Here is a 23538-nt window from a genome sequence, read left to right on the forward strand (position 1 = left end):
AAATGTAGCAAATAGAACGAGTTAGAATTACTACTGAAAATTTGGTTTACTATATACATATACAACTGGTAAAGGAGATCATACAATGCAAGCACCATCTTCTTTTTACGAAGGCGATACGTTAGAAATCGCAAAGAAGTTACTCGGACAAAAACTTGTACATATTGTAGATGGGATAAAACGAAGCGGCATCATTGTAGAAGTGGAAGCATACAAAGGCCCAGATGATAAAGCAGCTCATAGTTACGGGGGCAGACGAACGGATCGTACAGAGGTTATGTTTGGCGCACCGGGGCATGCTTACGTATATTTAATTTACGGTATGTACCATTGTTTCAACGTCATTACAGCACCAATTGACACCCCGCAAGGCGTTCTCATTCGTGCGATTGAGCCTGTAGACGGACTAGAAGAAATAAAACTAGCGCGCTACAACAAAACCGATCTTACCAAAGCGCAGTACAAAAACTTAACAAACGGTCCCGGCAAACTATGCCGCGCACTCGGAATCACTTTAGAAGAACGAGGCGTATCACTACAAAGTGACACATTACATATTGAACTCGTTCCAGAAGAAGAACACATATCATCACAATATAAAATAACAGCAGGACCTCGTATTAACATCGACTATGCAGAAGAAGCTGTACATTATCCGTGGCGTTTTTATTATGAGGGACATCCGTTTGTTTCAAAGTAAAAAGGGAAGCTTAAACAGCTTCCCTTTTTACTCTGCACCTTCCGCAGTCGCAATATCATTCTCTAAGTTTTCCCTTGATAATTCAGCCGCCATAAAATCAGCTATTTTTGGAAGTGCTAAATGCATATGGATTTTTTTACAAATTTGGATCGTACAGTTTTCTACGACATAGTCGAAAACATGTCCGCCCCCGCTTATTAGACTGCCTCTAACAATCGGGGGCACTTCAAAATAGGTAACTTTTGCTTTTTGTCATTCTTGTTTTATACATAAAGAACCGCTGTATCAAAGTCATTTTAAATACAACTAAACAAAAAAGACGCCCCATATAAGGGGCGTCTTCCACTGTTACGCTTGTTGTTGCGCGTTATATAAATCTTCAAGTGGCTTCATGATAATTTTGTTAACGTCAGTGATAACGATGTTTAAACGTTGCTCAGTTTCCATTAACTTTGTAATTTTAGCATCTTGTTGAATGCGAACTACAACTTCTTGTGCTTTTTGGTTGTCTTCTTCTGTGATTTCTTGGCCTTGCATCATTTTTTGTTGTAAACCAAGTTGCATCGTACGGAACTCATCGAATAAGTTCTTTGACGCTGCATCACCTTGTACTGCTGCGTAGCTTGCTTTTAATGTTTGGAAATCTTCGTTTTCAGCGATTGCTTTTTGTAATTCATATGCAACATCATGAATGTTTTTTGTCATTTTATTTTTCCTCCTTTAGAAGGCTAGCGCTTTTCGTTCGCACCGCCTTTTAAGTGCATTTACATCCGCACCTCTTCTTACCATATCAAACAATGCAAGAGATGTGAAGAAATTTCACTTTTATTTCTATGTACTTATCTCTGTTACCTAAGGAACAACAGTAACACTCCTTGCATTAGTCCAATCATTCCGCCTAATAAGGCACCTAAATACGTAATCATTTTCAATTCATTTTTTGTAATGGACAAGACAAGATCTTCTAGTCTCTCCGTTGAAAATGTAGACACTTCTTGCTGGACAATTTCTGCAAGGTGTAGATTATTTAATATGCTCTCTACGTTTTCTGTTCCCCACTTTAAGCCTTTCGTTACTGCGCTCGGAACCACTTTTTCAATGATTGTTTCTCGAACCGGCTCACATACTTGCTGAACAGATTGATTTAAAAATTTACTCACTGTTTCTTCTACTTTAACTGCTGATAGTACGGAGCTTACAATCATTTCTTTCTCTACAAACGTTTCTAATTCTTTGACATTTCTTCCTTTTAACTTTTCCCACTCTTTTTGCAGTACATCAGTTAAAAGCTGCTTTGTACCATCTTGCCCTAAAAACTTAATGACTTCTGGCTGCACACGATCCACTACACTTACATTTCCTAAAAACATCCCGACTAAGTTAAGCAAAGCTCCCCTAGAAGCAAAGAAGTCATCAATCATTTTTGAAAGGCGAGCTTTCCCTTCTTCACTTTCAAAAAAGTTAATTCCTCTCTCTAAAATAAACACCGAGACATTCGGAATCATATTCTCTACTTTTTCATGTACAGAGTGAGGTAAAGCTTGTTCCCATGTATATGTATAGTACTCCTCTAAAAATGCCTCAACTTTTTCTGTAATCACATGTTCGATTTTTTGAGTTGCCTCTTCTTCTATATGCGCTACATTCCATTTTTCTAACATATGTCGTAACGACTGTTCATTCGTAAGTACTTTATCCACTTCCACTTGTGCCCAGTGAATTAAATTTTTTTGAAACTCTTCATTTGTTAACTTTTTTCCGATTCCTTCTGGCGTTAACAAATGCTCAACAACCATTTTCCCTAATTGAACAGCAAGCTCATCGCGCCGCTTCGGAATTAACCCCGGTGTAAATGGAACTTGAAACTTTCCAATATAAATAGGACGATGAGGACGAAATAACATTTTTATCGCTAAATGATTCGTGTATCCTCCAATAATCGCCCCGAGTCCTGTTGTCGTTAACATATTTAACCATATATTCATTACAATCAACCTTTCGCTTCTCCAAAACTATAGCATATCATCATACGGACAAAAGTATAATGGTATAAAAACGTATTTGCAATATATAGCTTCGCCTATTATGCAAATGTTAGTAAAGGAGTGATTTCGTTGGTTCTTGGTCTTTTAACTTCCAGGCTTCATTATGAGCAAACATATTACACCGAAATCGCTAAACGTGCTCGGCTTTATCATAATGTCGTTGCCCAGTTTACGCCATTTTGTATTGATCCTAAAACAGACCTTATTTCTGGTCTTATTTACGATACAGATACAGGAGAATGGAAAGAGCAAACATTCCCGATTCCTTCTTATATATATGATCGTCATTCTTTTAATGAGGAAACAGACTTTGAAAAAGCGAAACCAATTATTCACTCGTTACACAACCGTCCTACAACTACCTTTTTAAATAACACACTGATTGACTTAAGCGAACTACATGATGTATTTCTCACTAATAAAAAATTATCTCCTTATATACCAAAATTTGAGGTAGCAACGATTCAAAACATTTTCAAACTGTTATTAAAAACAAAAGATATTATTATACGTCCCGCCAATATACATTCGAAGGATAGCTTATATCGAGTCGCTTACAAAAATAAAACGTTTCATATCGATACGATACATGAAACACACCATACTTCTACTCCAATCAAACGGACAGATGAATTTATATGTTGGTTCAAATCTAACATACGCTCAGCACGTTACATCACACATACGATGCTTCAACCACCAAATCAATTAACATATCCACTCCATATCCGAACCATTTTGCAAAAAAACAAAGAGAACACTTGGAATGTTATCGGGCAATTTATACAAAAAAGCTCATTTCCGAATCAATTTTTACTTTCTGCAACAGATGATTCTACACTGCATTCCTTTTCAAAAATTAAATATGTACTATCTAGTACTGGTGTGCGACTATTACAAGACGCTTTACACGATATTATAAATGAAGTGTTTCAAACACTGGATCAATCTTATACTTCGTTATTCGAACTCGAACTTTCCACAATTATGGATCAAAAAGGGGCGATTTGGCTTATGTATGTCAACACAGTCCCACCTTACGAACATTACATTCGTCATAGTGATGCATTAGCTGAAAAAATCTTTCACGGACCATTAAAGTTTAGCCGCTTTACACCATAATGAAAGGAGGTAACCTCATTTTGAAAGAGCACATATATACATTAAACATTTCAGATGAACATCCAAATAGTATTACTTTACCTTACGTTTTTTCTATTACACCACCTATTACATCCCTCTCCTTCGGCATACGTCACGTTGCAAGTGAAGATGTAAAAATTCATTATTCTTTTACTCGTGAAATTATTATTGGAACACATATCGCCGAAAAACTTTTACTTCCTCACTCAACTACTATCCATGCATTCACGCAAAATGAAACCATTGTTTTCGGACCATTAATCGGCATTTTCACTACTAGTTTTAACGATGACTCACCTACTCCTTTAGGAAATCGATCAATATCTCTTAGTGAGTTACTAACACCACCATTTACATTACGACCGTTCGTATTCGTCTTTGGCGTTCAACATATAAACTGGGAAGAAGAAACAATTGATGGGTATTTCTTTCAAGAAGGAACATGGCTAAAGAAAAAAGTTCCTTTGCCAAACGTCATTTACAATCGATTACCAAACCGTAAAGCAGAAAATTATAAACCAATTGTCAGAGCAAAAAGAAGATTAGAAAATGACTACGCCATTCCATGGTTTAACCCGGGGTTTTTCAACAAATGGGAAGTTCATCAACTTCTTATTAAAGATGAATCACTTATGCCCTTATTACCACACACAGAAGCATTTCAACACTTCGAACAAGTAGAAAGATTTCTCGGTACGTATAAATCGATTTACATGAAACCAATACACGGTAGCTTCGGGAGAAACATTCATCAACTATTTTATTCTCAAACAGAGAATTGCTACTACTGTCGTTATCGCGAAAATGAAGAAAATAAACTAAGAAAGTATCAATCATTAGAAACTCTTCTGAACCATGTGTTAAAAGGACATGATTTAAAAAAGTTTATCGTACAACAAGGTATCTCTTTACTTCGCTTCGACGGGCAACCCGTTGATTTCCGTATTCATACAAATAAAAATCATTTTGGCAATTGGGTAGTGAGTGCAATCGTCGCCAAAATCGCTGGGAAAGGTAGCTTAACGACTCATGTAAATAGCGGCGGCGATACAAAATTACTGCAAGAGCTTTTTCCTGATTCAACGAAACAAGTTCAAATTGAAAACAAATTAAAACAAACCGCTCTGCAAATAAGTTATGCGCTCGACCAAAAAGTAACCGGAAACATTGGTGAGATCGGTTTTGATATCGGTTTAGACACACTGGAAAACCCGTGGCTATTTGAAGCGAACTCGAAACCTGGTCGAACTGTATTCCAAGATGAAAAGTTAAAAGAACAAAGTGAACTGACGCGCCAATTATTTTACGAATATGCTATCTACTTAACTGAACATTCTTTGCGCGATACAAAAGAAAAAATGTCTCAAATGAAAGTGGACCCTTCACCAAATACCGAACATATCCCTTCCCCTATGATTCACTCACAAATACAAAAACAAAAACTTCCACCTAAGTAATAAGGTGGAAGTTTTCTGTTTACACAAGCTTTACTACAACCTCAGTTTCCACGTTACATATCCCGCAATAAAAAATATGATTGCAGTATTCTTGTGAATGATTATGTGTTAAACCATCCACTGCACTTAATAATTCTTGGTCCATATACGCACTATAATCGTCTATGTAATCAACGGTTTTTCCATAATCTTGGAGTATACTTTGGCAATTTTGACAAGAATATGTTTGTGATTCTAATGCGTTGCAAAGCGGGCAAATTCCCATCATGATTCCTCCATACGTTATTGTTTAAAAGCCTCTCTTTTTAGATTGAAGAGAGCATCTAGCCATGTATAGGAGCGGTCAGTTCCTTTTTCTGCCCCATCCCTAGTTAAACCAGAAATAAGAAGTTGTTGCCGATTTCATTTTTGTTTTACTGAGCTACAATTTGTCTCACTTTAATAAATCATAAATAAGAAGCTAATTATTAACCCAAAATAGCGGAGTACATAAAGAAAACCATAATTAATATCGCTCTTAGTTTAGCCTTCTTTTTTAAAAATACAACGATTACTCTTATTTCATAATTTACGAAATCACTAATATTTTTTACAAAATTTACAAATTATTATTTCGTATATCTTTCTAGGTAACATCCATACTATGAGTACAAACTTAATTACCGATGGATTAGCGCCAACCGGGGCGATAATCTGGTTCAAATCCAGCTAGTCCAACCAAAAAAACTTTTATAACTCTAAGGAGGATATATTCCTATGGCAAACCAAAGTTCTTACAATCAATTAGTAGTACCAGGAGCAACAGCTGCAATCGACCAAATGAAGTACGAAATCGCTCAAGAATTTGGTGTACAATTAGGAGCAGATTCTACGGCTCGCGCTAACGGTTCTGTTGGTGGAGAAATTACAAAACGTCTAGTTGCAATGGCTGAGCAAAGCCTTGGCGGATTCCAAAAATAAATATATATGGCAAAAAGGTCTCAAGGCATATGCCTTGAGACCTTTCTTAATTATTGAAGCATTTGTAAAAACTTCTTCGTTCGTTCTTCTTTTGGATTTGTAAATACATCTTCCGGTGTACCTTGTTCGACAACGACACCGCCATCCATGAAAATAACACGGTTCGCAATTTGATGGGCAAAACGCATTTCATGCGTTACAATGACCATCGTCATTCCTTCTTTAGCAAGTTCTTTCATTACTTTCAGAACTTCTTGAACTAGTTCAGGATCAAGTGCTGACGTCGGTTCATCAAATAGTAACACTTCCGGTTCCATCGCAAGCGCGCGAGCAATTCCGACGCGCTGTTGTTGTCCACCTGATAATTGGAACGGATATAAGTCCACTTTATCTGCTAAACCAACTTTTTCAAGGAAGTAGTTTGCTTTTTTCTTCGCTTCTTCTTTCCCCATCTTTTTCACTGTAACGAGCCCTTCCATTACATTTTGAAGTGCTGTTAAATGCGGGAATAGGTTATGGTGTTGGAATACCATACCTGTTTGCGTACGAAGATCTACAATATCTTTCTTCGATACTTTTTGAGAGAAATCGAGCTCTTTATTACCGATGCGAATGCTACCAGCGTTCGGCGTTTCTAACACATTGAGGCAACGTAGAAATGTTGTTTTACCAGATCCAGATGGCCCGATAATAACAACAACTTCACCCTTCTCAACTGTTAAATCTATATGTTTTAGTACGGTATTATCTCTGAAACTTTTTTGTAAATGTTGAATTGAAATCATAAAAACAAAAACTCCTTTTATGAAAGGATTATTTTAGAGTGTAACGTTCTGAACGTTTTTCTAATATTTGTTGCACGATAGATAATAAGAAGCAAATTACCCAATAAATTAGACCTGCTTCAAAATAAACAATTAAAAACTCATAGTTCATTGCCGCAATTTCCTGCGCTTTTCGGAACATTTCTGTTACTAAAATTAACGACGCTAATGAAGTATCCTTCACTAAGCTAATAAATGTATTCGAAAGCGGCGGAATGGATACACGCGTCGCTTGCGGTAAAATAACACGTTTTAACGCTTGTGGATATGTCATCCCAATTGTATACGCTGCTTCCCACTGTCCTTTCGGAATGGAAAGGATAGAAGCACGAATAATTTCAGATGCATATGCACCGACATTTAATGAAAAACCAACAATTGCTGCTGTATATGGCTCAACTTCAATATTAAGAGTTGGAAGACCATAGAAAATAATAAATAATTGTACAAGAAGTGGTGTTCCGCGAATGATAGATACATAGATACGAGCAATCCATTGTAAAATACGACTACCTGAAATACGTGCAAGTGCTGTTAACGTCGCAAGTATAATACCGATAATAAACGTAATTAGCGATAATGGAATTGTCGTAAAGACAGCTTCCTTCAGCATAGGCGTGAAGGAAGTCTGCATAATATCTATCCATGTAGACAGGCGATCTGAAACCAATGCACTACTTAGATACATTTTCACCGAACCATTTTTTCGTTATTTTATCGTACGTACCATCTTTTTTCATATCTTCTAACGCTTTATTTACTTCTTGTACAAGTTTATCGCTACCTTTACGGAATAAGAACCCACTTTGTGACGCTTCTTTTTCTGTATCTACAATTTTAATTTTCGCATCTTTTTTCGTTTCTAAATAGTTTAACACTGATAATTTATCATTAATTGTGAAATCAACGCGGCCAGTGTTTAATAATTCTGCCGCTTGGCTAAATCCTTCTACACCCTCGATTTCCGCACCATTTTTCTTAGCAATATCTGCATAGTTACTCGTTAAAGATTGCGCTCCTTTTAATCCTTTTACATCAGCAAATGTAGCAGGCTTATCTTTATCTTTTGCGATAACTAATGCTGCTGAAGAAGAAATGTATGGACTAGAGAAGTCATATTTCTTTTGACGATCTTCACGAATACCAACTTCGTTCGCAACCATATCGAAACGCTTCGCATCTACTCCTGCAAGTAAGCTATCCCATTGCGTTTCTTTAAATACAGGTTTCACACCTAAACGTTTTGCAACTTCTTCTGCTAATTCAACGTCAAATCCAGTTAATTTATTGCTTGAATCGTGGAATGTGAACGGTGGGTATGTACCTTCTGTTCCAATTACAAGTTCACCACTTTGTTTTATCTTTTGTAATGTGTCTTGATTAGCTGTATCTTTTTTCTCTTCTTTACCGCAGCCCGCTACAATCCCGATTGCTAATGTAGTTACTGCAAGCACTGAAAATAATTTTTTCATGATGGTAATCCTCCAAGTATTCTGATAGGAATTTAAAAACTATATTGATTGTATGCAATCTTGAACAATTTTTCAATGAAAATGTTCAAGATTAGTTTATCCTTTTTCTTCATAATCAAACAAAATAGAAAAAAACCTCCACATACAAAAAATAAGTAACATGTTTAAATATAGCATTTAAAAAGAAAAAGGTAAAACAATACTTCTTTAATTGTCATGACTTATTAAAGAGTTGATATCTTTTCGTTCACCTCACCAATCAAAAAAAGAACTTGCAAAAATCGCAAGTTCTCCTCTCTATTAAGCACTCTGATTTCCTTCCATTTGCGTTTTGTACATATCGTAATAACGCCCGCGCTTTTTCATTAATTCATCATGAGAGCCTTTTTCCAAAATCGTTCCTCTATCAAGCACAATAATTTGATCAGCACTTTTAATCGTTGAAAGACGGTGAGCAATAATAAATGTCGTTCTTCCTTTTTTCACAACTTCTAGCGCTTGTTGAATCATCGCTTCTGTTTCTGTATCGATACTGGAAGTCGCTTCATCTAAAATTAAAATTGCCGGATCAAAGGCAAGCGCCCTTGCAAACGATATGAGCTGACGCTCTCCCGTAGAAAGCGTACTTCCCTTTTCTGTAATTTCTTCATTTATATTGTTCGCAAACCTTTCAGCACCGACATCACGTAACGCCTTTACGATGCGATCTTTTGAAATTTTTTCATTTTCTAAGCTAACATTGGATGCCACTGTCCCGCTAAATAAAAACGGATCTTGCAATACAATTCCCATATGTTCACGAGTTGCTTGTTTCGGCAGCTCTTTCACATCATGACCATCAATCGTAAGCTTCCCTTTTTGAAACTCATAAAACTGAAAGAGCACATTCATAATGGAACTTTTTCCTGAACCAGTATGACCAACAAGTGCCACTGTCTCCCCTTGTTTTGCTTCAAAAGAAATATTTTTTAACACTTCATCTTTTCCGTTATAAGAAAACGAAACATTATCGAATTTCACATTTCCGTTTAAACGGGGGATGTGTTCATCTTGAACTGCTTCCCCTTTTTCGTCTAGCAATTCAAAAACACGCTCTGATGCAACGCGCGATTGCTCTAAGTTCGCAAGCTGATTCACCATATTCGTAATTGGCGAGAACAATCGTGTTAAATAATCAACGAACGCATACAGCACCCCAAGTGAAACAATACCTGTAGCACTTAATGACGCACCGCCGAAATACCAAATCACACCTGTGAAAGCGATATTTCTTAATACAGACACTAAATTATGCGAAGTTGCTGCATTTAAATTTAAAATTTTATTTTGATATTTAAAATAATCGCCATTTAATTCTTCAAACTCTTTTTTCGTTTCACGCTCTTGGCGGAACGTTTGAATAATTGGCATACCTTGAATCGATTCATTCACTGTTCCGTTAATATCAGATAAACGGGAACGCATTTTATGATTGTATACAGACGCATACTTTCTATAAAGAATCGCCCAAATAATTAAAATCGGGATGATGAGTAAACATAGTGCCGCCAATTTTACATCGAGTAAAAATAGTGCAGCGAAAATCCCGATAATATAGATGATACTAGAAACAAATGTCGCCAGCACCGTTACATACAAATCACGAATCGCCTCTGTATCGTTCGTTACACGCGAAACGATTTTCCCTGCTGGTAAATGGTCAAAGTATCGGATCGGCAACGTTTGAATATGAGAGAAGACGTCTTCCCTCATAATTTGAATAATTTTGTTCGCCGCCTTCTGCAAGAAGAACTGCTTTCCATATGCAAACAATGATACGATTACTAATAAAGCGAAATATCCTCCACCAAGTAATAATAGGCGGTTTATTTCTGGCTTATAAAACGCAAATACTTCTTCCTTCGTTAATGCTTTCGCTTTGTACACTTGCACTGCCTTACCATTTTGAACGGTAATCATATCACCTTTTACAGAACGTGACCCTTCAACACTTACCTTATTCGGTACAAAGTAATACTGAAAACCAACTTGCATCACGCGCACTTCTTTTCCTTTTTTCTCACCTTGTTCAAAACGGTCACTTCGTTTATAAAAAGCGCCATTATAAGAAACCGCATCGTCACTCTTTTCCGTTTCATACCAAGGTTTCTCTATACCAACGATATGATCATCAATCATTGTTTTTGCAACGAAAGGACCGGCCAGCTCTGCAATGACGAAAACAAATAACATTGCCATCGCTGCAAAAATCGGGCCTTTTACTTTCATCGCATATTGAAATAGTCGTTTTGAAACACTCATATTTTCACCCCACTATCCGCACTTTCACTTTCGCCTTGTTGTCTTTCAAACTGCTCAGCATACCAGCCACCATTTCGAACGAGCTGATCATGCGTACCTTCTTCAATCACTCCACCGTCATCCATAACGAGAATCCAATCTGCATGTTGCACTGCAGATAAACGGTGCGTCGTAATAATCGTCGTCTTTCCGCTTCTTTCTGTTCTTATGTTTTCAATGATCGCCGCTTCCGTACGAGCATCAACAGCTGATAGTGAATCGTCCAAAATTAAAATTTCTGGATTTTGAATCACAGCTCGCGCAATTGAAATCCTTTGCTTTTGTCCACCTGATAACGAAACACCTTTCTCTCCAACGAGCGTTTCTAACCCTTCTGGTAAAAACTCTAAGTCCTTTTTAAATGCGGCAATTTCAATGGCCTTCTGGAGTTCTTCTTCCGTCGCTTCCCTGTGTCCAAATAAAATATTTTCTCTCGCTGTTTTAGAAAATAAAATGTGTTCCTGAGGTACATATCCAATCCATCCGAGTACATTTTCATTCGTCATTTTATCCAATGTCACATCAGAGACTGCAATATCCCCATCTCCAAGTGGATATTGACGAAGAAGCTGACGTACAAGCGTTGTTTTCCCGCTTCCTGTTTTCCCGACCACTCCAAGTGTTTCTCCTTGTTTTAATGTAAAAGAAACCTTTTTCAAATTCATTTCAGTTGATGACGGATATGAAAAGGAAACTTCCTCAAACTGAATATAGTCCGGCTCTTGTACAAGCTTTGGATTTTTCGGATCCTTTACATCTGGTTCATAAGCTAACGTTTCATTCACACGGTCGAGCGAAGCATTTCCTCTTTGCATAACATTGATTAATTCACCAATTGCAAACATCGGCCAAATCATCATCCCTAAATACACGTTGAAAGAAACGAGTTCCCCAAGCGTCACCTTTGATTGAAATACAAGATACGCACCATACACTAAACCGATTAAATAACTAAGACCAACGAGCATTTTCACCGTTGGCTGGAATAATGCATCGATCCTTGCTACCTTCATATTTTTTTCGTAGACGTCATCTCCTAAATGATGAAATCTTCCCTCATCTGCATTCTCTTGTACATACGCACGTATAACGCGCACGCCAGCGATCGATTCCAGTACTTTATCATTCATATCACCGAATGCATCTTGCGCAACTGTAAATCGTTCATGCAATTTCTTTCCATATATATTCATCGCATATGCCATAATCGGAAGCGGGATAAGTGCTGCTAATGTAAGCTCCCAACTGATTGTAAACCCCATCATAAAGACGATTGTAAGCATATATAAACTTGAATCAACGAGCGTTAATATACCGAAACCAGCTGTCATAGCGATTGCTTTTAAATCGTTCGTTGCTCTCGCCATTAAATCACCAGTACGATTTTTTTGATAAAACGTCGGTGTCATCTTAAGTAAATGCCCCATAAATTTAGAGCGCATCGTTTTCTCAAGTACGAATGCACCTCCAAACAATTGATGTTGCCAAACAAAAGTAAGACCATATCCAACTACTGTAACTCCTATTAAAATAAGAATAGACTCTATAATTGCTGCATTCGTTAACGTTCCTGTTTTTATATTATCAATCGTAACCCCTAACACTTTCGGGGGAATGACTTCAACTATATTCACAATTAAAAGTGCACCAATTGCGATACTATATCTCTTCCAATGTTCTTTAAAAAACCATCTTAACTTTAGTAATACTGAAAACAATGTAACCTCTCCCTTCTCGTTCTCGTTTCACTCTCATTTCGTTATCCACTATCCAAATCCATCACATTTACATTTCGCAACCCATACAATCTCATCACATTTTTCCACCTTCTAAAAGTTGTTTTATAGTAACCATACAAGGTATGGAAACAAGCAAATTGGACAAAAAAAAGCATACCGTCGCTTGACGATATGCAAAAAAATGCATAAAAGCGTACGTTACGATATACGCAACGTACGCTTCTCATAAGACAAAAAGGTCCTATATATCCGCACGGGTTGCGTAATGATATGAATGTTTTCTGCCACTTAACAGAGCTAAGCCCATTACATTTACGATTACAATCATTACACACACCCCTTTCATTTATTTTCCATTTATAATCTTACAACTTTATTGAGTATTCTGTCAATTGTTTTTTTACATATAAAATAAAATACATAATGAATCCATTTGAAATAAGAGAATCTTCTGTAAGAACGGGCATACAAAATAAAAAAAGAATAAGACAGCACAATCGTTCCATTAATTGACGATAAATCAGCTGACTTCGTTCAAGGCTTAGTTGACGATGCTGTAGAAAAAGGTGCTACGATCGTTATCGGTAACAAACGTGAGCGTAACTTAATTTACCCAACATTAATCGACCACGTAACAGAAGAAATGAAAGTTGCTTGGGAAGAGCCATTTGGCCCAATCCTTCCAATCAGCCGTGTTTCTTCAGATGAACAAGCAATTGAAATTGCTAACAAAATCGAAACTGGTTCTGTGCAAATTAACGGACGCACAGAGCGCGGCCCTGACCACTTCCCATTCATCGGTGTAAAAGAAAAGGTTCAGGCATGGGCGCACAAGGTATTCGTAAGAGCCTTGAGTCTATGACACGTGAAAAAGTAACTGTATTAAACTTAGTTTAATCTTATATTCAGCAGCTGATCTAATATTTAGGTCAGCTGCTTTTTTAATTTCCGATACACTTGTGTATTATGAAGCGGTTTAAATCCTACAGAATTGTATAACCTCTCAGCACTTTCATTTCCTTCTATATAACATAATCTAATATCTTCATACCCGTCTTCTAACAACTTGTTCACACCAAATTGCAAGGCTTTACGACCATATCCATTTCCTTGGTGAATTTGTGCGACCATTAAATTCTCTATTGTTCCTTCTCCTACCGTAACCGATGCAACTAGCTGTTCATTTTCTAAAGCTACATACACGTTACTTTCATTGTTCAATTTGTACTTCTTTATACTATCTTCCAGAGCAAGGTAAGGCTTCATATCATTCATTTCATGCAATTCGTAATAACATTCCTGTACCATTGTTACAAACTGGTCAAAAAATCTATCCTCATATTTAATAAACGTCATATCTGTTTCAGGAAAGCTCCCTCCCTTATATATCAATTCAAGCGATCCCCACCATCTTTCCAATCCCATTTTCTTAGCAAAACCAATAGAACTTTCTAATTCAGTCCTCATATAAGTACATACAAAATCCGGTTTTATTTTAGAAATTAACTCTTCTATTTTCTTATATAGTGCAGAACCAATACCTCTTAAACGAGAACCTGGTGCTACATACACACTTATTTGAACAATAGACTCTTCAGCACTATTTGTATAAAAAGATGAATATGCGAACCCTTTAACCTCATTTTGGATATATAAGAGAAAATGAGTAGCGTTCGACACAATATCATCCAAAGAACCTATCTCCCCTTCTATCCCCGTACTCTTTATTAAATCCAAAATCCCGATTCGATCCTCTTCTTCACTATAAGCACGTATCATTTCAATAATCCCCATTCCCATTAAATAATTAGTAAATCTCCTGTTCAAAATTCATTACATATTTATTCAATGAATCTGTATCAAACCCTCCAACACCACAATAACAAACTCTTCTCTATAATCTGATTTTTGCTATATCCATTGACGTATAAAAATTCATTTGTTACTCTTAAATACGTTAATTTAATATTTAAATCCTCATTCGTATCTCGGTGAGGTAGAGGTTGCAATCATTAAGAGTATCATTTCAGGAGATGTAGTGGCATTGATGAATGAATGAGAAAGGAATGGTTGCCGAAGTAAGTCGTGTCCACCATGCACGCTTGCTGGGTCTGTATTTAATAAGTGCAGAACTGTCACAAACGTTTTCGTTTGTGGAGAGCTATCGAGAGGTATGTCGTGGGTTTCTTATAAGATAGAAAGCATGTAGCGGCAAATTACGTGCTTTTTTTGTTTTGTTTGGGACTTCTCTTCCTGACTTCGGAAGACATACATATCTCCTCGCTTGACTTGGTTATACTAACTTTGGAGGTATTTTCTATGCAGCAAAAAAAATGGGGCTTTTGGGTACTAACAGCTTTCGTTGTTGGTAACATGGTTGGCGCTGGGATTTTCATGGTGCCAAGTACGTTGGCACAAACAGCAAGCCCACTCGGTGTCACTTTAGCTTGGTTAACAACAGGGTTTGGTGTTTTAATGCTAGCTCTTGTTTTCGGTAATTTAGCAATTCGTCGTCCTGATTTAACAACAGGGCCACAAAGTCATGCATATGCTTTATTCTCATCACCAAAAAAGAAAAAAATGGCTGGTTTCAGTATGGTATGGGGATATTGGGTTGCAAACTGGGCAAGTAACGTTGCCATCATTACATCATTTGCGGGATATTTATCACTCTTCTTCCCGATCATGAAAGATACACGACTACTATTTTCAATCGGTTCATTTAACGTAGAAGTTGGAAAACTAATTACATTTACTATTTGTTCCATCTTACTATGGGGAACTCATTTAATTTTAACAAACGGTGTAAGCGGAGCTGGAAAACTAAACTTCATAGCAACTACAACGAAAATAACTGGATTCCTTTTATTCATCATCGTTACTTTATTTGCATTCGAAGCTTCAAAGTTTGGACAATGGTACACACCGATGATCGATAAAGAAGGCGTATCACACGGCCTCCTTTCACAAGTAAATTTAGCTGCTCTTACAACGCTTTGGGCATTTATAGGGATTGAATCGGCGGTTCTTTTATCAAACCGAGCTACCTCTCCCAAAACAGTAAAACGCGCAACAGTTGCAGGATTATTAATTACAGTTGCAATTTACTTAGGAATTACAATTTTAACAATGGGTGTACTTCACGTTGATAAATTACAAGCTTCTGAACGTCCATTAGCAGATGCATTAAACGCTGCAATGGGTCATGGCGGCGGGAAACTTATGGCATTACTTGCTCTTACTTCCCTATTCGGTTCCATATTAGGCTGGATTTTATTAAGCTCAGAAGTACCGTATCAAGCAGCAAAAGAAGGTTTCTTCCCTTCCTTCTTCGCAAAAACAAACAAAAAAGGAAGTCCAATTTACTCATTACGATTAACAAACATTATGTCGCAAGTGTTCTTATTCTCAACATTATCAGGAACAATTGCAGAAGCTTATACATTCGTTATTACCGTATCAACACTGGCCTATCTCATTCCGTATCTCGTCTCACCAATCTTCCAGTTAAAACTAGTCGCAACTGGTGAAACGTATAAAAATGAAATGGGTTCAAGAATTATGGATGGCATAGTCGCAGTGATCGCGCTTTGCTATGCACTATGGGTTATTAAAACAGGCGCATCCGATATAAAAACATTCCTTCTCGGAATTGGTTTATTCGTAATCGGCTTTGCCTTCTATCCATTAATGAATCGTGATCAGAAAAAAAATAACGAAAAGAAAAACGAGCAAGTTGCATAACGCAATTTGCTCGTTTTTTCTTTTATAAAACATATATAATAGAACAAAGAGGTGAAAAACATGTCAATCGAATCATTATGGAGCAGTCGCTTCCAACAACATATTCAAAATATCATTACATACTTTGCACGTATGATTAACGGTTTACTATATAGCTTCATCTTCGTCTCCTGTATAGGTGCTTACTATTACGCAAAGTTTCTTAAAACAGCTCCTTCTACAGGAGTATCCTTATTACTCATTACAATCGTCCTAACAGCGATTATATCGAGATGCCCAATACGTACATTTATTCAAAAACCTGATGCTGTCTATTTACTCGCACTAGAAGAGAAATTAACTTCTTATTTCAAAAAATCTCTTCTATATAATTACATCATTCAGCTTTTCCCATTATTATTTATGTTCCTTATTCTCGTTCCACTTGCCATGCAATCATTACAATTAACTGTACCTTTTTTATGTACAATCTTTATCGTTTTAATGATTACGAAGGCCTGGAATATGTACATACATTGGATGTGGCGTGATAGTCATGAAAAAAGTATATGGCTTATTATACGACTTGCTTGTAACGCACTTATTATTTACATGCTGTTTTATACAGCAAATGTGATCGTATTAGGCGGACTACTTTTACTTCTCGCTTTCCTGCTTCTATACACGAAAAAACAACCTACAAAACGAATACCGTGGGAATACATAATCGAGCAAGAAGAAAAATTGGACATACGCTTTTATCAATTTGCTAGCATCTTCACTGATGTGCCGCAGCTAAAAAAACAAGTAAACGGCAGAAAATGGCTTTCCAATTGGATCGAACCTTTACTACATAAAAAACAAGCTACTTTCTTCTATTTACATACACTATCATTTTTACGCGGCAATGATTATTTTGGTATATATATTCGCTTAGGGTTAATCGGCGCTTTCACCCTATATTTTGTTCCAAATATATACGTAAAAGGCGCCATCGCTTACGTCTTCCTATATATGATTTCTATGCAGCTTCGTTCTCTATGGAAATATTTTTCGGGAAATATTATTGTAGCATTATATCCGATTACTACTGAAGAAAAAATGAACCAATTTCTCAGCTTAATTTTCATATTAATAAGCATTCAATTAATTGTTTTTTCAACTGTTGTACTCGTTGCTACAGGACAATTTCTACATAGTGTTATCATTATAATTGCCGGATTACTCTGGATCAAATTTATTATTGTACCAAAAACGAAGAAACGAATTTCTTCATTTTAACGAAAAAGAGGCTGTACATAGCAGCCTCTTTTCTCGTCCTAAAATTTCTTATCACTATTCATAGGCAGCTCTCATATAGTGAAAATGACTATACAATTCCAATCCATAAGTTAAATAATGATTTTACACATATATAAATAAAAAAGATGGGATCCCTATTATGAACAACAATCCACCTTCACCGCCCCAAAACCCGGCAGAAACGAATAACCGTGAAGTGCCCTTATAAACATTACGTGTTATCGGACTTATTGTACTTATTAGTGGCTACATATTAGTAGGCACGTTAAAAAACCTTTTACTACAGCCAAATACCACTCCAAATTTAGCTGTAGTGGATCCGTTTTAAAAAGAAAAACATATCCTTCTTCTTTAAAGAATGTAACAATCGATTCATTCGGTTGGGCGAATTTTGTGAAGTTATGGATACAGCCATCCCCGTATTAAAATGTGAGTTTTTATAAAAGGAGAAGAACCATGAAACGCAACCTAGAAAAAAGGCTTTCCTATCTATACACAGGTGAGTTATTTTCAGTCATTATTTTTATTTTCACAAGTTCCTTACTTAATTATGCTTATCCTACATTACATTTATATTCCCTATACTCTTTTTGGGTCTCATTTCTTCTTTTAGAGTTTATCTTATTACAAGGAACGGTTTACTGGTATGTAAAGTGGAAAAGACTAAAAAAAGAAAAAACATCTGTTACACCTATTGGGGTTATTCAATATTTAAAAATGCTACAAAAAATAAATATAGGATTGATTATCACGGGACTTATTATGTTTATTATTGATTTTTCAATTTGGTATCCTCACTTACCTGTAGGCGGGATATCATTCGCCCTATTTATTTATTTATTTATGTGTTTGCATTATTTGAGTATATTAACTATTATCATATTCAGCTTTCATATGATAACGCCTCTGATATTAAATATTTGATAAAATCAAAAAAACTAAAACAGTCCTGTATGAGTAAAGATTTTCAACGTATTTCATAAAGTGAAACTATAATCAGCCCGCACCAATCGGGCTTTTACGGGCAGTTGATCTCCCACCTAAGCTCTTTGCTCCAGCCGAATTTTGAGGTGGGAGTTTTACTGCCCACAAATAGCGGGATAAAATATTAGATTCCACTTATGAAGACTTTAAGCCAATAAGAACTAAGTAATTTTTATGAATGAAAAAGAAGGTACTACATCCTTAGTAGTACCTTCTTCACATACAGATGCAAACTATTATTTAATTACTTCATCCATATGGTTTTTCAAGTTTAATAAATACTGCTCAATATTCGGATTCTTCACCACATCATAACAAGCAAAACTCTTTAACGGATTCATACCGAGAAACTTCTGCACACGATGTAAATGACTAAGCGTTGATTCTAAACTTTCCCCTTCAAAGAACTTCGTCTTATCCCCAAATGCTTTTTCAGGTGCATTCCAAGTTGTAGAAAACATATACTGCTTCTCTTTTAATAAACCACCTGTTCCATATTCATCTGCACCTTCAAAGAACAAACCGTATTCATATACTTCATCCATATACGTTTTAAATAATCCAGGAACACTAAACCAGTAAATTGGTGTTTGATAAATCACAACATCCGCCCATAAAAGCTTTCCTTGTTCGTCCTTAATACTATATCCATCTTGAATCGTTGTTGTTTTCACATGATGACTCTCGCTTAATACCGTTACCATACAATCAACTAACGTTTTATTTAATCTTCCTTCCTTTGTACCGTATTTTTCATGTCCATTTATAATCAATATATTTTTCATCGCTTTTCTCTCCCTTATTTTTATTCCTCGGCTATTAATCCCAGTTGCTGTTTCAGTGTAAGATTATCTTCTAAATGCCAATCTTCCGTTATCTTTCCGTCCTTCACATGTAAAATATCAATCGCAAAAAAATTGATTTTTTTATCATTATGCGTTCCTGTAAAAGAAAGACGAGCTGTTACTTTATCTCCAACAACTAATAAATCTTCAATCTCACAATGTATATCAGGAACAACTTTACGAAAATTTTGTGCTGCAAACTTTAATCCTTCAACGCCTTGTGGGCGACCTTTTGGTAACGTATTATCAAAAAAGTTTTCAGTAACAGTCTGCGGAATAAGTTCCTCTTTACCTGTATCCCAAAATGCATAAAAACGCTGCGCTGCATGCACGATTTCTGTCGCTTCCTTTTTACTGAGTGAAGGATCAATCGTCATTACTTTTGGCTTTGGCATTTCTTTTAATAACTGGATTTCAGCTTTTTGTTCCCCACTACACGCTACAAGCACAATACAAATGACAAAAAAACTAAGGAACGCAAACAACTTTTTCATACTCATGGAAATCACCTCCTCATACAAACCCTTTGTATTTCGTATTGCTATTGTATATGCACTAACTTCCTTTATGGAAGTAGTGATATTTTTTTCATATAGTTACCAAAAGTATAGTTTTGTGATACTATAAAGCAAATTCATTCAAAAAATTTTTATGGAGGCTAATTCCATGAGCAATATAGATCCGGTTGAATTAACGAAAGGTTTACCTGGCATTCCTTGTCCTATCGCTAAAACGCTTGACGTAATTAGTACAAAGTGGACGTTTTTAATCATTCGTGACCTTCTTATCGAAGGAACATTACGCTTTAGTGATTTACAAAAATCAATGGACGGTATTAGTCCGAAAACATTATCACTTCGACTAAAAGAATTAGAAACACAAGGAATTGTATCGAGAAAAGTATATCCAGAAGTTCCGCCGCGTGTAGAGTACACATTAACGGATAAAGGAAAGCAATTAGAAGGGATTTTTATTGAATTAAAACGGTTTGGATTAAGTTTGTAAAACAAAAACCCCTTACCGTCGTAAGGGGTTTTATTACTTCGCTAAACTTCCAGCTAATTGCTTCTCTCTCCACATAAATGTAATGCCAAGACCAACTATTAAAACAACGCCTGAGAAAGCATATGGGTAATTAATATTTATATCAAATAATATTCCGCCCATCGCTGGTCCTGCGATATTTCCTAAACTCGTATACGTTGAGTTCATACCAGCAACGAATCCTTGTTCTTTTCCAGCTGCTTTTGATAAAAACGTCGTTAAAGCGGGACGAAGTAAATCAAATGCTAAGAAAATGAAGCAAGTAACAAGCAGTACAATCCAATAATTAGAAACTACAGTTGAAACGAATGCTAACACTGCTCCTACAATTAAACATAATTGAATTAGCACTTTCTCACCAAACATGTCTACCAATTTCCCAAACATAAATACTTGTACAACTACCCCAAAAATTGAGCTAATCGTAATAATTGCCGCAATATCTTTCGGCGCGAAACCAAACTTATGATCAGAAAACAGACTAAAAACAGTTTCATACGCTGATAAACCGAATGCGAGTACAAATACAATAACAAATGCGATCGCATACATTGGATTTAATGATTTCTTTAAATCCCCCATAAAACTCGATTCCTTCGTATTAGCAGAAATCTCTGCAATTTGTTCTTTCGTTAACGGTTCTTTCAAAATAAAGATAGAAATCACACATGCTACAAAGGCAATTGCTGCTGCAACGAAGAACGGCACACGTATTCCATATTCTGCAATAAACCCACCGATTCCAGGTCCTATAATAAATCCGGTACTAATAGCCGCAGATAAATATCCCATCGCCTTTGGACGTTCTTTAATAGATGTAATATCAGCAACATATGCTGTAACGCCAGGCATAATAAACGCAGCACTAATCCCGCCTAACACCCGTGCCATATAAAGCATCCATACATCTTTTCCTGATCCAAAAAGAAGCTCTGAAACACCAAAAATAAATAATCCAATGATGATTATTTTTTTCCTACCGTAAAGGTCAACCCAGCGACCCGTAATAGGTGACGTAATAAGCTGAGCCATTGCAAATACTGCAACGAGATATCCCATCGTCTTCCCTGTTAAATTCATATCATTCATAAAGGACGGCATAACCGGAATGATTAATCCAATCCCTAAAAAAGCAATAAATATATTACTCAAAAGAATGATCAATACCATCTTTTGTTCTTTTATCGGTTTTTGCAATTTTTAGCACCTCTTCCCGTAAGTTCCTCTCAAAAATAATGCCCAAGAAGTTTTTTCTTTATCCCGTTATTCGTGGGCTCATAATAAGTGGAGATGGCTCTCACTTATTAAAGTTTCACTCTATCCTTTTCCACACATACATAAGTACAGGATGAATGACTATCATTCAGTTTCCCACAGAAATGAACCTACCCTTTCAGACAGGTTCATCTTATTTCTCTATTCTTTTATATGTAGTGCATGTGTTAAAAAATCTAGTACTTCTGCCTTTTGTAGCTCGACTTGCTCATCATCTTTATGATCATATAAATAAACTTGTTCCGCTGCTGATTCAACAAGAGCGATAAATAACTTCGCTGTTCGCTCTGCGTGAACCGAATCACGAATTTCACCAGCTTCTTTTGCCTCACTTAAAAATTCGCTTAGCCACATATAAAGAGGCTCATACACAGCTTCCCATTCTTTTATATGTTCAGTAGATGCAAGACCCGCATACATTAAAGCTTGTATTTCACGATATTCCGCTATAAAGTTAAACACTGCATCTATTACTTGCGCAACTTTACTTGAAAAAGGTGCATCGTTCTGTACTTTTTCTTTCACTGCAAGTATCATCTTTTCAACCATCACTTCTGCTATTGCAGGCATAACAGATAACTTAGAAGGAAAATATAAATAGAAAGTTCCTTGCGCAATGCCAGCCAATTTCACGATATCAGAAATCTTCGTTTTTTCAACGCCCTTTTCCTGAAACACTTCAATAGCTGCATAGACAATTTTCTCTTTTTTATTCATCATCTAAACCCTTTCACACGCGTATTGAATGACTGTCACTCATTTTATAGAATAACGAGCTGTACTGTCAATTATAGTGCACTTTTTATAATAAAAATCTCCTAACAAATCGTTAGGAGATTCAACTGTAATATCAATTTCTTATGAAAGAGCCTTTAATCCCGTCACTCCGCATACAATAAGAGCGACACTGATAACACGTGCCTTACTTTTCGATTCACCAAATAGAAACATATTTAATAAAACTGCGCCGGCTGTTCCAATACCAATCCAAACCGCATAAGCGACACTTACTTGTAAGAATAAGAAAGATTTGTATAAGAATGCGAAGGAAGTTGCAAAGCCACCTATATAAATCGCTCCATTTGCTAACGTCTTGTCTTTACTATACATTTTAAGACCTATCACACCGACTATTTCACTAATTGCAGCACACAATACGAAAAACCAACCCATTTTTAAGCAGCTCCTTCCATAGTTTCTTCCACAGTCTCTGCTTTATTATCAGCCAATTTTAAACCGATAACGCCCGCTACAACCATCACGATAAAGAATAATTTCCCTACACTGAAACTTCCGCCGAAAAGGAATACATCCATTAGGAAAGTACCTACCGTCCCAGCTCCGGCAAACACAGCATATACAGTCCCTGTTGCAATATGTTCGCACGCTTTAGAAAGAAAATGAAAATCAACAGCGATAACTCCTACAATAATGACCCAATGCCACCAAGTGTGAGCTGTGTTAAAACCAAACACCCAAAAAATTTCAAATATACACGTTAATATGACATATAACCAAGCTTTATTTTTCATACTTACCACCTCTTGTGACTGACTATCAGTCATTTTTAATAAAAAAAATATAATCTCATGCTAACTACTATTTAAAAACAAATATCATCCTCATTTATCCTTATATTTGTTCCGTTATTAAGCTAACTACATATAAAGGTTGCTTATCTATAC

Annotated in this window: 22 protein-coding genes, 4 pseudogenes and 1 riboswitch; of the genes and pseudogenes, 10 read left to right on the forward strand and 16 right to left on the reverse strand. The window is 36.3% G+C overall.

All coding sequences use genetic code 11. The features are described from left to right. Positions 1–85 precede the first annotated feature (85 nt). Positions 86–700, forward strand: coding sequence for a DNA-3-methyladenine glycosylase (locus tag MR065_RS09740; protein WP_242213497.1), 615 nt, complete (start codon positions 86–88; stop codon positions 698–700). A 27-nt stretch (positions 701–727) separates the two neighbouring features. Here the strand turns inward: MR065_RS09740 and MR065_RS09745 are convergent. The 3 genes and pseudogenes from MR065_RS09745 to MR065_RS09755 form a co-directional block, all read right to left on the reverse strand. Then, positions 728–898 (reverse strand): annotated as a pseudogene (locus MR065_RS09745) (acetolactate decarboxylase); the annotation flags it as partial. 150 nt (positions 899–1048) lie between these two features. Continuing rightward, entirely contained in the window at positions 1049–1405 is a 357-nt protein-coding gene (locus MR065_RS09750; protein WP_097904060.1) for a YlbF/YmcA family competence regulator, read from the reverse strand. A 143-nt stretch (positions 1406–1548) separates the two neighbouring features. Continuing rightward, positions 1549–2685 (reverse strand): DUF445 domain-containing protein, encoded by a 1137-nt coding sequence (locus MR065_RS09755; protein WP_242213498.1) that lies wholly within the window; start codon positions 2683–2685, stop codon positions 1549–1551. Positions 2686–2814: 129 nt separating this feature from the next. Between MR065_RS09755 and MR065_RS09760 the strand changes: the two genes are divergently transcribed. Together MR065_RS09760 and MR065_RS09765 are read left to right on the forward strand one after the other, a co-directional pair. Further along, positions 2815–3867, forward strand: a complete 1053-nt coding sequence (locus MR065_RS09760; RefSeq protein ID WP_242213499.1) for a YheC/YheD family protein — start codon at positions 2815–2817, stop codon at positions 3865–3867. A 20-nt stretch (positions 3868–3887) separates the two neighbouring features. Then, positions 3888–5345 carry a YheC/YheD family endospore coat-associated protein gene (locus MR065_RS09765; protein WP_242213500.1) on the forward strand — a complete coding sequence of 486 codons (1458 nt, stop codon included), beginning with the start codon at positions 3888–3890 and terminating at the stop codon, positions 5343–5345. A gap of 19 nt (positions 5346–5364) precedes the next feature. Here the strand turns inward: MR065_RS09765 and MR065_RS09770 are convergent, their stop codons facing one another. Continuing rightward, complete coding sequence (locus MR065_RS09770; RefSeq protein WP_097904056.1) at positions 5365–5610, reverse strand: hypothetical protein; 246 nt, start codon at positions 5608–5610, stop codon at positions 5365–5367. Between the two features lie 491 nt (positions 5611–6101). Between MR065_RS09770 and sasP the strand changes: the two genes are divergently transcribed. Next, entirely contained in the window at positions 6102–6305 is a 204-nt protein-coding gene (gene sasP / locus MR065_RS09775) for a small acid-soluble spore protein, SasP family (protein WP_000013349.1), read from the forward strand. A gap of 50 nt (positions 6306–6355) precedes the next feature. On the opposite strand, the gene MR065_RS09780 is transcribed toward sasP, so the two are convergent. The 5 genes from MR065_RS09780 to MR065_RS09800 form a co-directional block, all read right to left on the reverse strand. Further along, positions 6356–7090 (reverse strand): amino acid ABC transporter ATP-binding protein, encoded by a 735-nt coding sequence (locus MR065_RS09780; RefSeq protein ID WP_242213501.1) that lies wholly within the window; start codon positions 7088–7090, stop codon positions 6356–6358. 28 nt (positions 7091–7118) lie between these two features. Continuing rightward, entirely contained in the window at positions 7119–7817 is a 699-nt protein-coding gene (locus tag MR065_RS09785; protein WP_097904054.1) for an amino acid ABC transporter permease, read from the reverse strand. Further along, a complete protein-coding gene (locus MR065_RS09790; protein ID WP_242213502.1) occupies positions 7804–8601 on the reverse strand; it encodes an amino acid ABC transporter substrate-binding protein in 798 nt (265 codons plus the stop codon). Before MR065_RS09790 ends, MR065_RS09785 begins: the two co-directional genes overlap by 14 nt. 300 nt (positions 8602–8901) lie before the next feature. Then, complete coding sequence (locus MR065_RS09795) at positions 8902–10902, reverse strand: ABC transporter ATP-binding protein (RefSeq protein WP_242213503.1); 2001 nt, start codon at positions 10900–10902, stop codon at positions 8902–8904. Next, positions 10899–12659: an ABC transporter ATP-binding protein gene (locus MR065_RS09800; protein WP_242213504.1), complete on the reverse strand. Its 1761-nt coding sequence runs from the start codon at positions 12657–12659 to the stop codon at positions 10899–10901. Before MR065_RS09800 ends, MR065_RS09795 begins: the two co-directional genes overlap by 4 nt. A 508-nt stretch (positions 12660–13167) precedes the next feature. Between MR065_RS09800 and MR065_RS09805 the strand changes: the two are divergent. Then, positions 13168–13577 (forward strand): annotated as a pseudogene (locus tag MR065_RS09805) (aldehyde dehydrogenase family protein); the annotation flags it as partial. Positions 13578–13604: 27 nt separating this feature from the next. Here MR065_RS09805 and MR065_RS09810 read toward each other — a convergent pair. Beyond that, entirely contained in the window at positions 13605–14459 is an 855-nt protein-coding gene (locus tag MR065_RS09810) for a GNAT family N-acetyltransferase (RefSeq protein ID WP_242213505.1), read from the reverse strand. Between the two features lie 210 nt (positions 14460–14669). Further along, a riboswitch (Lysine riboswitch) is annotated at positions 14670–14852 on the forward strand. 147 nt (positions 14853–14999) lie between these two features. On the opposite strand from MR065_RS09810, the gene MR065_RS09815 reads away from it, so the two are divergent. From MR065_RS09815 to MR065_RS09830, 4 genes and pseudogenes are all read left to right on the forward strand, one after another. After that, entirely contained in the window at positions 15000–16424 is a 1425-nt protein-coding gene (locus MR065_RS09815; RefSeq protein ID WP_242213506.1) for an amino acid permease, read from the forward strand. Positions 16425–16484: 60 nt separating this feature from the next. After that, positions 16485–17684, forward strand: a complete 1200-nt coding sequence (locus MR065_RS09820) for an ABC transporter permease (protein ID WP_242213507.1) — start codon at positions 16485–16487, stop codon at positions 17682–17684. 160 nt (positions 17685–17844) lie between these two features. Next, positions 17845–18033: pseudogene (locus tag MR065_RS09825) on the forward strand (hypothetical protein). A 128-nt stretch (positions 18034–18161) separates the two neighbouring features. Continuing rightward, a pseudogene (locus MR065_RS09830) lies at positions 18162–18688 on the forward strand (general stress protein). A gap of 237 nt (positions 18689–18925) precedes the next feature. Here MR065_RS09830 and MR065_RS09835 read toward each other — a convergent pair. Both MR065_RS09835 and MR065_RS09840 read right to left on the reverse strand, forming a co-directional pair. Continuing rightward, positions 18926–19474, reverse strand: coding sequence for an NAD(P)H-dependent oxidoreductase (locus MR065_RS09835; protein ID WP_242213508.1), 549 nt, complete (start codon positions 19472–19474; stop codon positions 18926–18928). 20 nt (positions 19475–19494) lie between these two features. After that, complete coding sequence (locus MR065_RS09840; protein ID WP_242213509.1) at positions 19495–20034, reverse strand: ester cyclase; 540 nt, start codon at positions 20032–20034, stop codon at positions 19495–19497. Positions 20035–20200: 166 nt separating this feature from the next. On the opposite strand from MR065_RS09840, the gene MR065_RS09845 reads away from it, so the two are divergent. Next, on the forward strand, positions 20201–20539 hold the full coding sequence (locus MR065_RS09845; protein ID WP_242213510.1) for a winged helix-turn-helix transcriptional regulator: 339 nt from the start codon (positions 20201–20203) through the stop codon (positions 20537–20539). Positions 20540–20572: 33 nt separating this feature from the next. On the opposite strand, the gene MR065_RS09850 is transcribed toward MR065_RS09845, so the two are convergent. The 4 genes from MR065_RS09850 to MR065_RS09865 form a co-directional block, all read right to left on the reverse strand. Then, positions 20573–21775, reverse strand: a complete 1203-nt coding sequence (locus MR065_RS09850) for an MFS transporter (RefSeq protein WP_242213511.1) — start codon at positions 21773–21775, stop codon at positions 20573–20575. A gap of 219 nt (positions 21776–21994) precedes the next feature. After that, a complete protein-coding gene (locus MR065_RS09855) occupies positions 21995–22573 on the reverse strand; it encodes a TetR/AcrR family transcriptional regulator (protein WP_097904043.1) in 579 nt (192 codons plus the stop codon). Between the two features lie 138 nt (positions 22574–22711). Then, positions 22712–23026 carry a DMT family transporter gene (locus tag MR065_RS09860; RefSeq protein WP_242213512.1) on the reverse strand — a complete coding sequence of 105 codons (315 nt, stop codon included), beginning with the start codon at positions 23024–23026 and terminating at the stop codon, positions 22712–22714. 2 nt (positions 23027–23028) lie between these two features. Then, positions 23029–23385, reverse strand: a complete 357-nt coding sequence (locus tag MR065_RS09865; protein WP_097904041.1) for a DMT family transporter — start codon at positions 23383–23385, stop codon at positions 23029–23031. Positions 23386–23538 lie beyond the last annotated feature (153 nt).

This window comes from Bacillus cereus group sp. BfR-BA-01383 (assembly GCF_022663495.1).
Taxonomy (GTDB): Bacteria; Bacillota; Bacilli; order Bacillales; family Bacillaceae_G; genus Bacillus_A; species Bacillus_A cereus_AU.

Excerpts from the sequence above, each read along its gene's own strand:
- MR065_RS09835 (WP_242213508.1), bottom strand. The coding sequence starts at position 19,474 with ATGAAAAATATATTGATTATAAATGGACATGAAAAATACGGTACAAAG.
- MR065_RS09815 (WP_242213506.1), top strand. The coding sequence starts at position 15,000 with ATGCAGCAAAAAAAATGGGGCTTTTGGGTACTAACAGCTTTCGTTGTT.
- MR065_RS09780 (WP_242213501.1), bottom strand. The coding sequence starts at position 7,090 with ATGATTTCAATTCAACATTTACAAAAAAGTTTCAGAGATAATACCGTA.
- MR065_RS09865 (WP_097904041.1), bottom strand. The coding sequence starts at position 23,385 with ATGAAAAATAAAGCTTGGTTATATGTCATATTAACGTGTATATTTGAA.
- MR065_RS09860 (WP_242213512.1), bottom strand. The coding sequence starts at position 23,026 with ATGGGTTGGTTTTTCGTATTGTGTGCTGCAATTAGTGAAATAGTCGGT.
- MR065_RS09795 (WP_242213503.1), bottom strand. The coding sequence starts at position 10,902 with ATGAGTGTTTCAAAACGACTATTTCAATATGCGATGAAAGTAAAAGGC.
- MR065_RS09845 (WP_242213510.1), top strand. The coding sequence starts at position 20,201 with ATGAGCAATATAGATCCGGTTGAATTAACGAAAGGTTTACCTGGCATT.
- MR065_RS09770 (WP_097904056.1), bottom strand. The coding sequence starts at position 5,610 with ATGGGAATTTGCCCGCTTTGCAACGCATTAGAATCACAAACATATTCT.
- MR065_RS09755 (WP_242213498.1), bottom strand. The coding sequence starts at position 2,685 with ATGAATATATGGTTAAATATGTTAACGACAACAGGACTCGGGGCGATT.
- MR065_RS09750 (WP_097904060.1), bottom strand. The coding sequence starts at position 1,405 with ATGACAAAAAACATTCATGATGTTGCATATGAATTACAAAAAGCAATC.
- MR065_RS09840 (WP_242213509.1), bottom strand. The coding sequence starts at position 20,034 with ATGAGTATGAAAAAGTTGTTTGCGTTCCTTAGTTTTTTTGTCATTTGT.
- MR065_RS09810 (WP_242213505.1), bottom strand. The coding sequence starts at position 14,459 with ATGATACGTGCTTATAGTGAAGAAGAGGATCGAATCGGGATTTTGGAT.
- MR065_RS09790 (WP_242213502.1), bottom strand. The coding sequence starts at position 8,601 with ATGAAAAAATTATTTTCAGTGCTTGCAGTAACTACATTAGCAATCGGG.
- MR065_RS09785 (WP_097904054.1), bottom strand. The coding sequence starts at position 7,817 with ATGTATCTAAGTAGTGCATTGGTTTCAGATCGCCTGTCTACATGGATA.
- MR065_RS09855 (WP_097904043.1), bottom strand. The coding sequence starts at position 22,573 with ATGATGAATAAAAAAGAGAAAATTGTCTATGCAGCTATTGAAGTGTTT.
- MR065_RS09820 (WP_242213507.1), top strand. The coding sequence starts at position 16,485 with ATGTCAATCGAATCATTATGGAGCAGTCGCTTCCAACAACATATTCAA.
- sasP (WP_000013349.1), top strand. The coding sequence starts at position 6,102 with ATGGCAAACCAAAGTTCTTACAATCAATTAGTAGTACCAGGAGCAACA.
- MR065_RS09740 (WP_242213497.1), top strand. The coding sequence starts at position 86 with ATGCAAGCACCATCTTCTTTTTACGAAGGCGATACGTTAGAAATCGCA.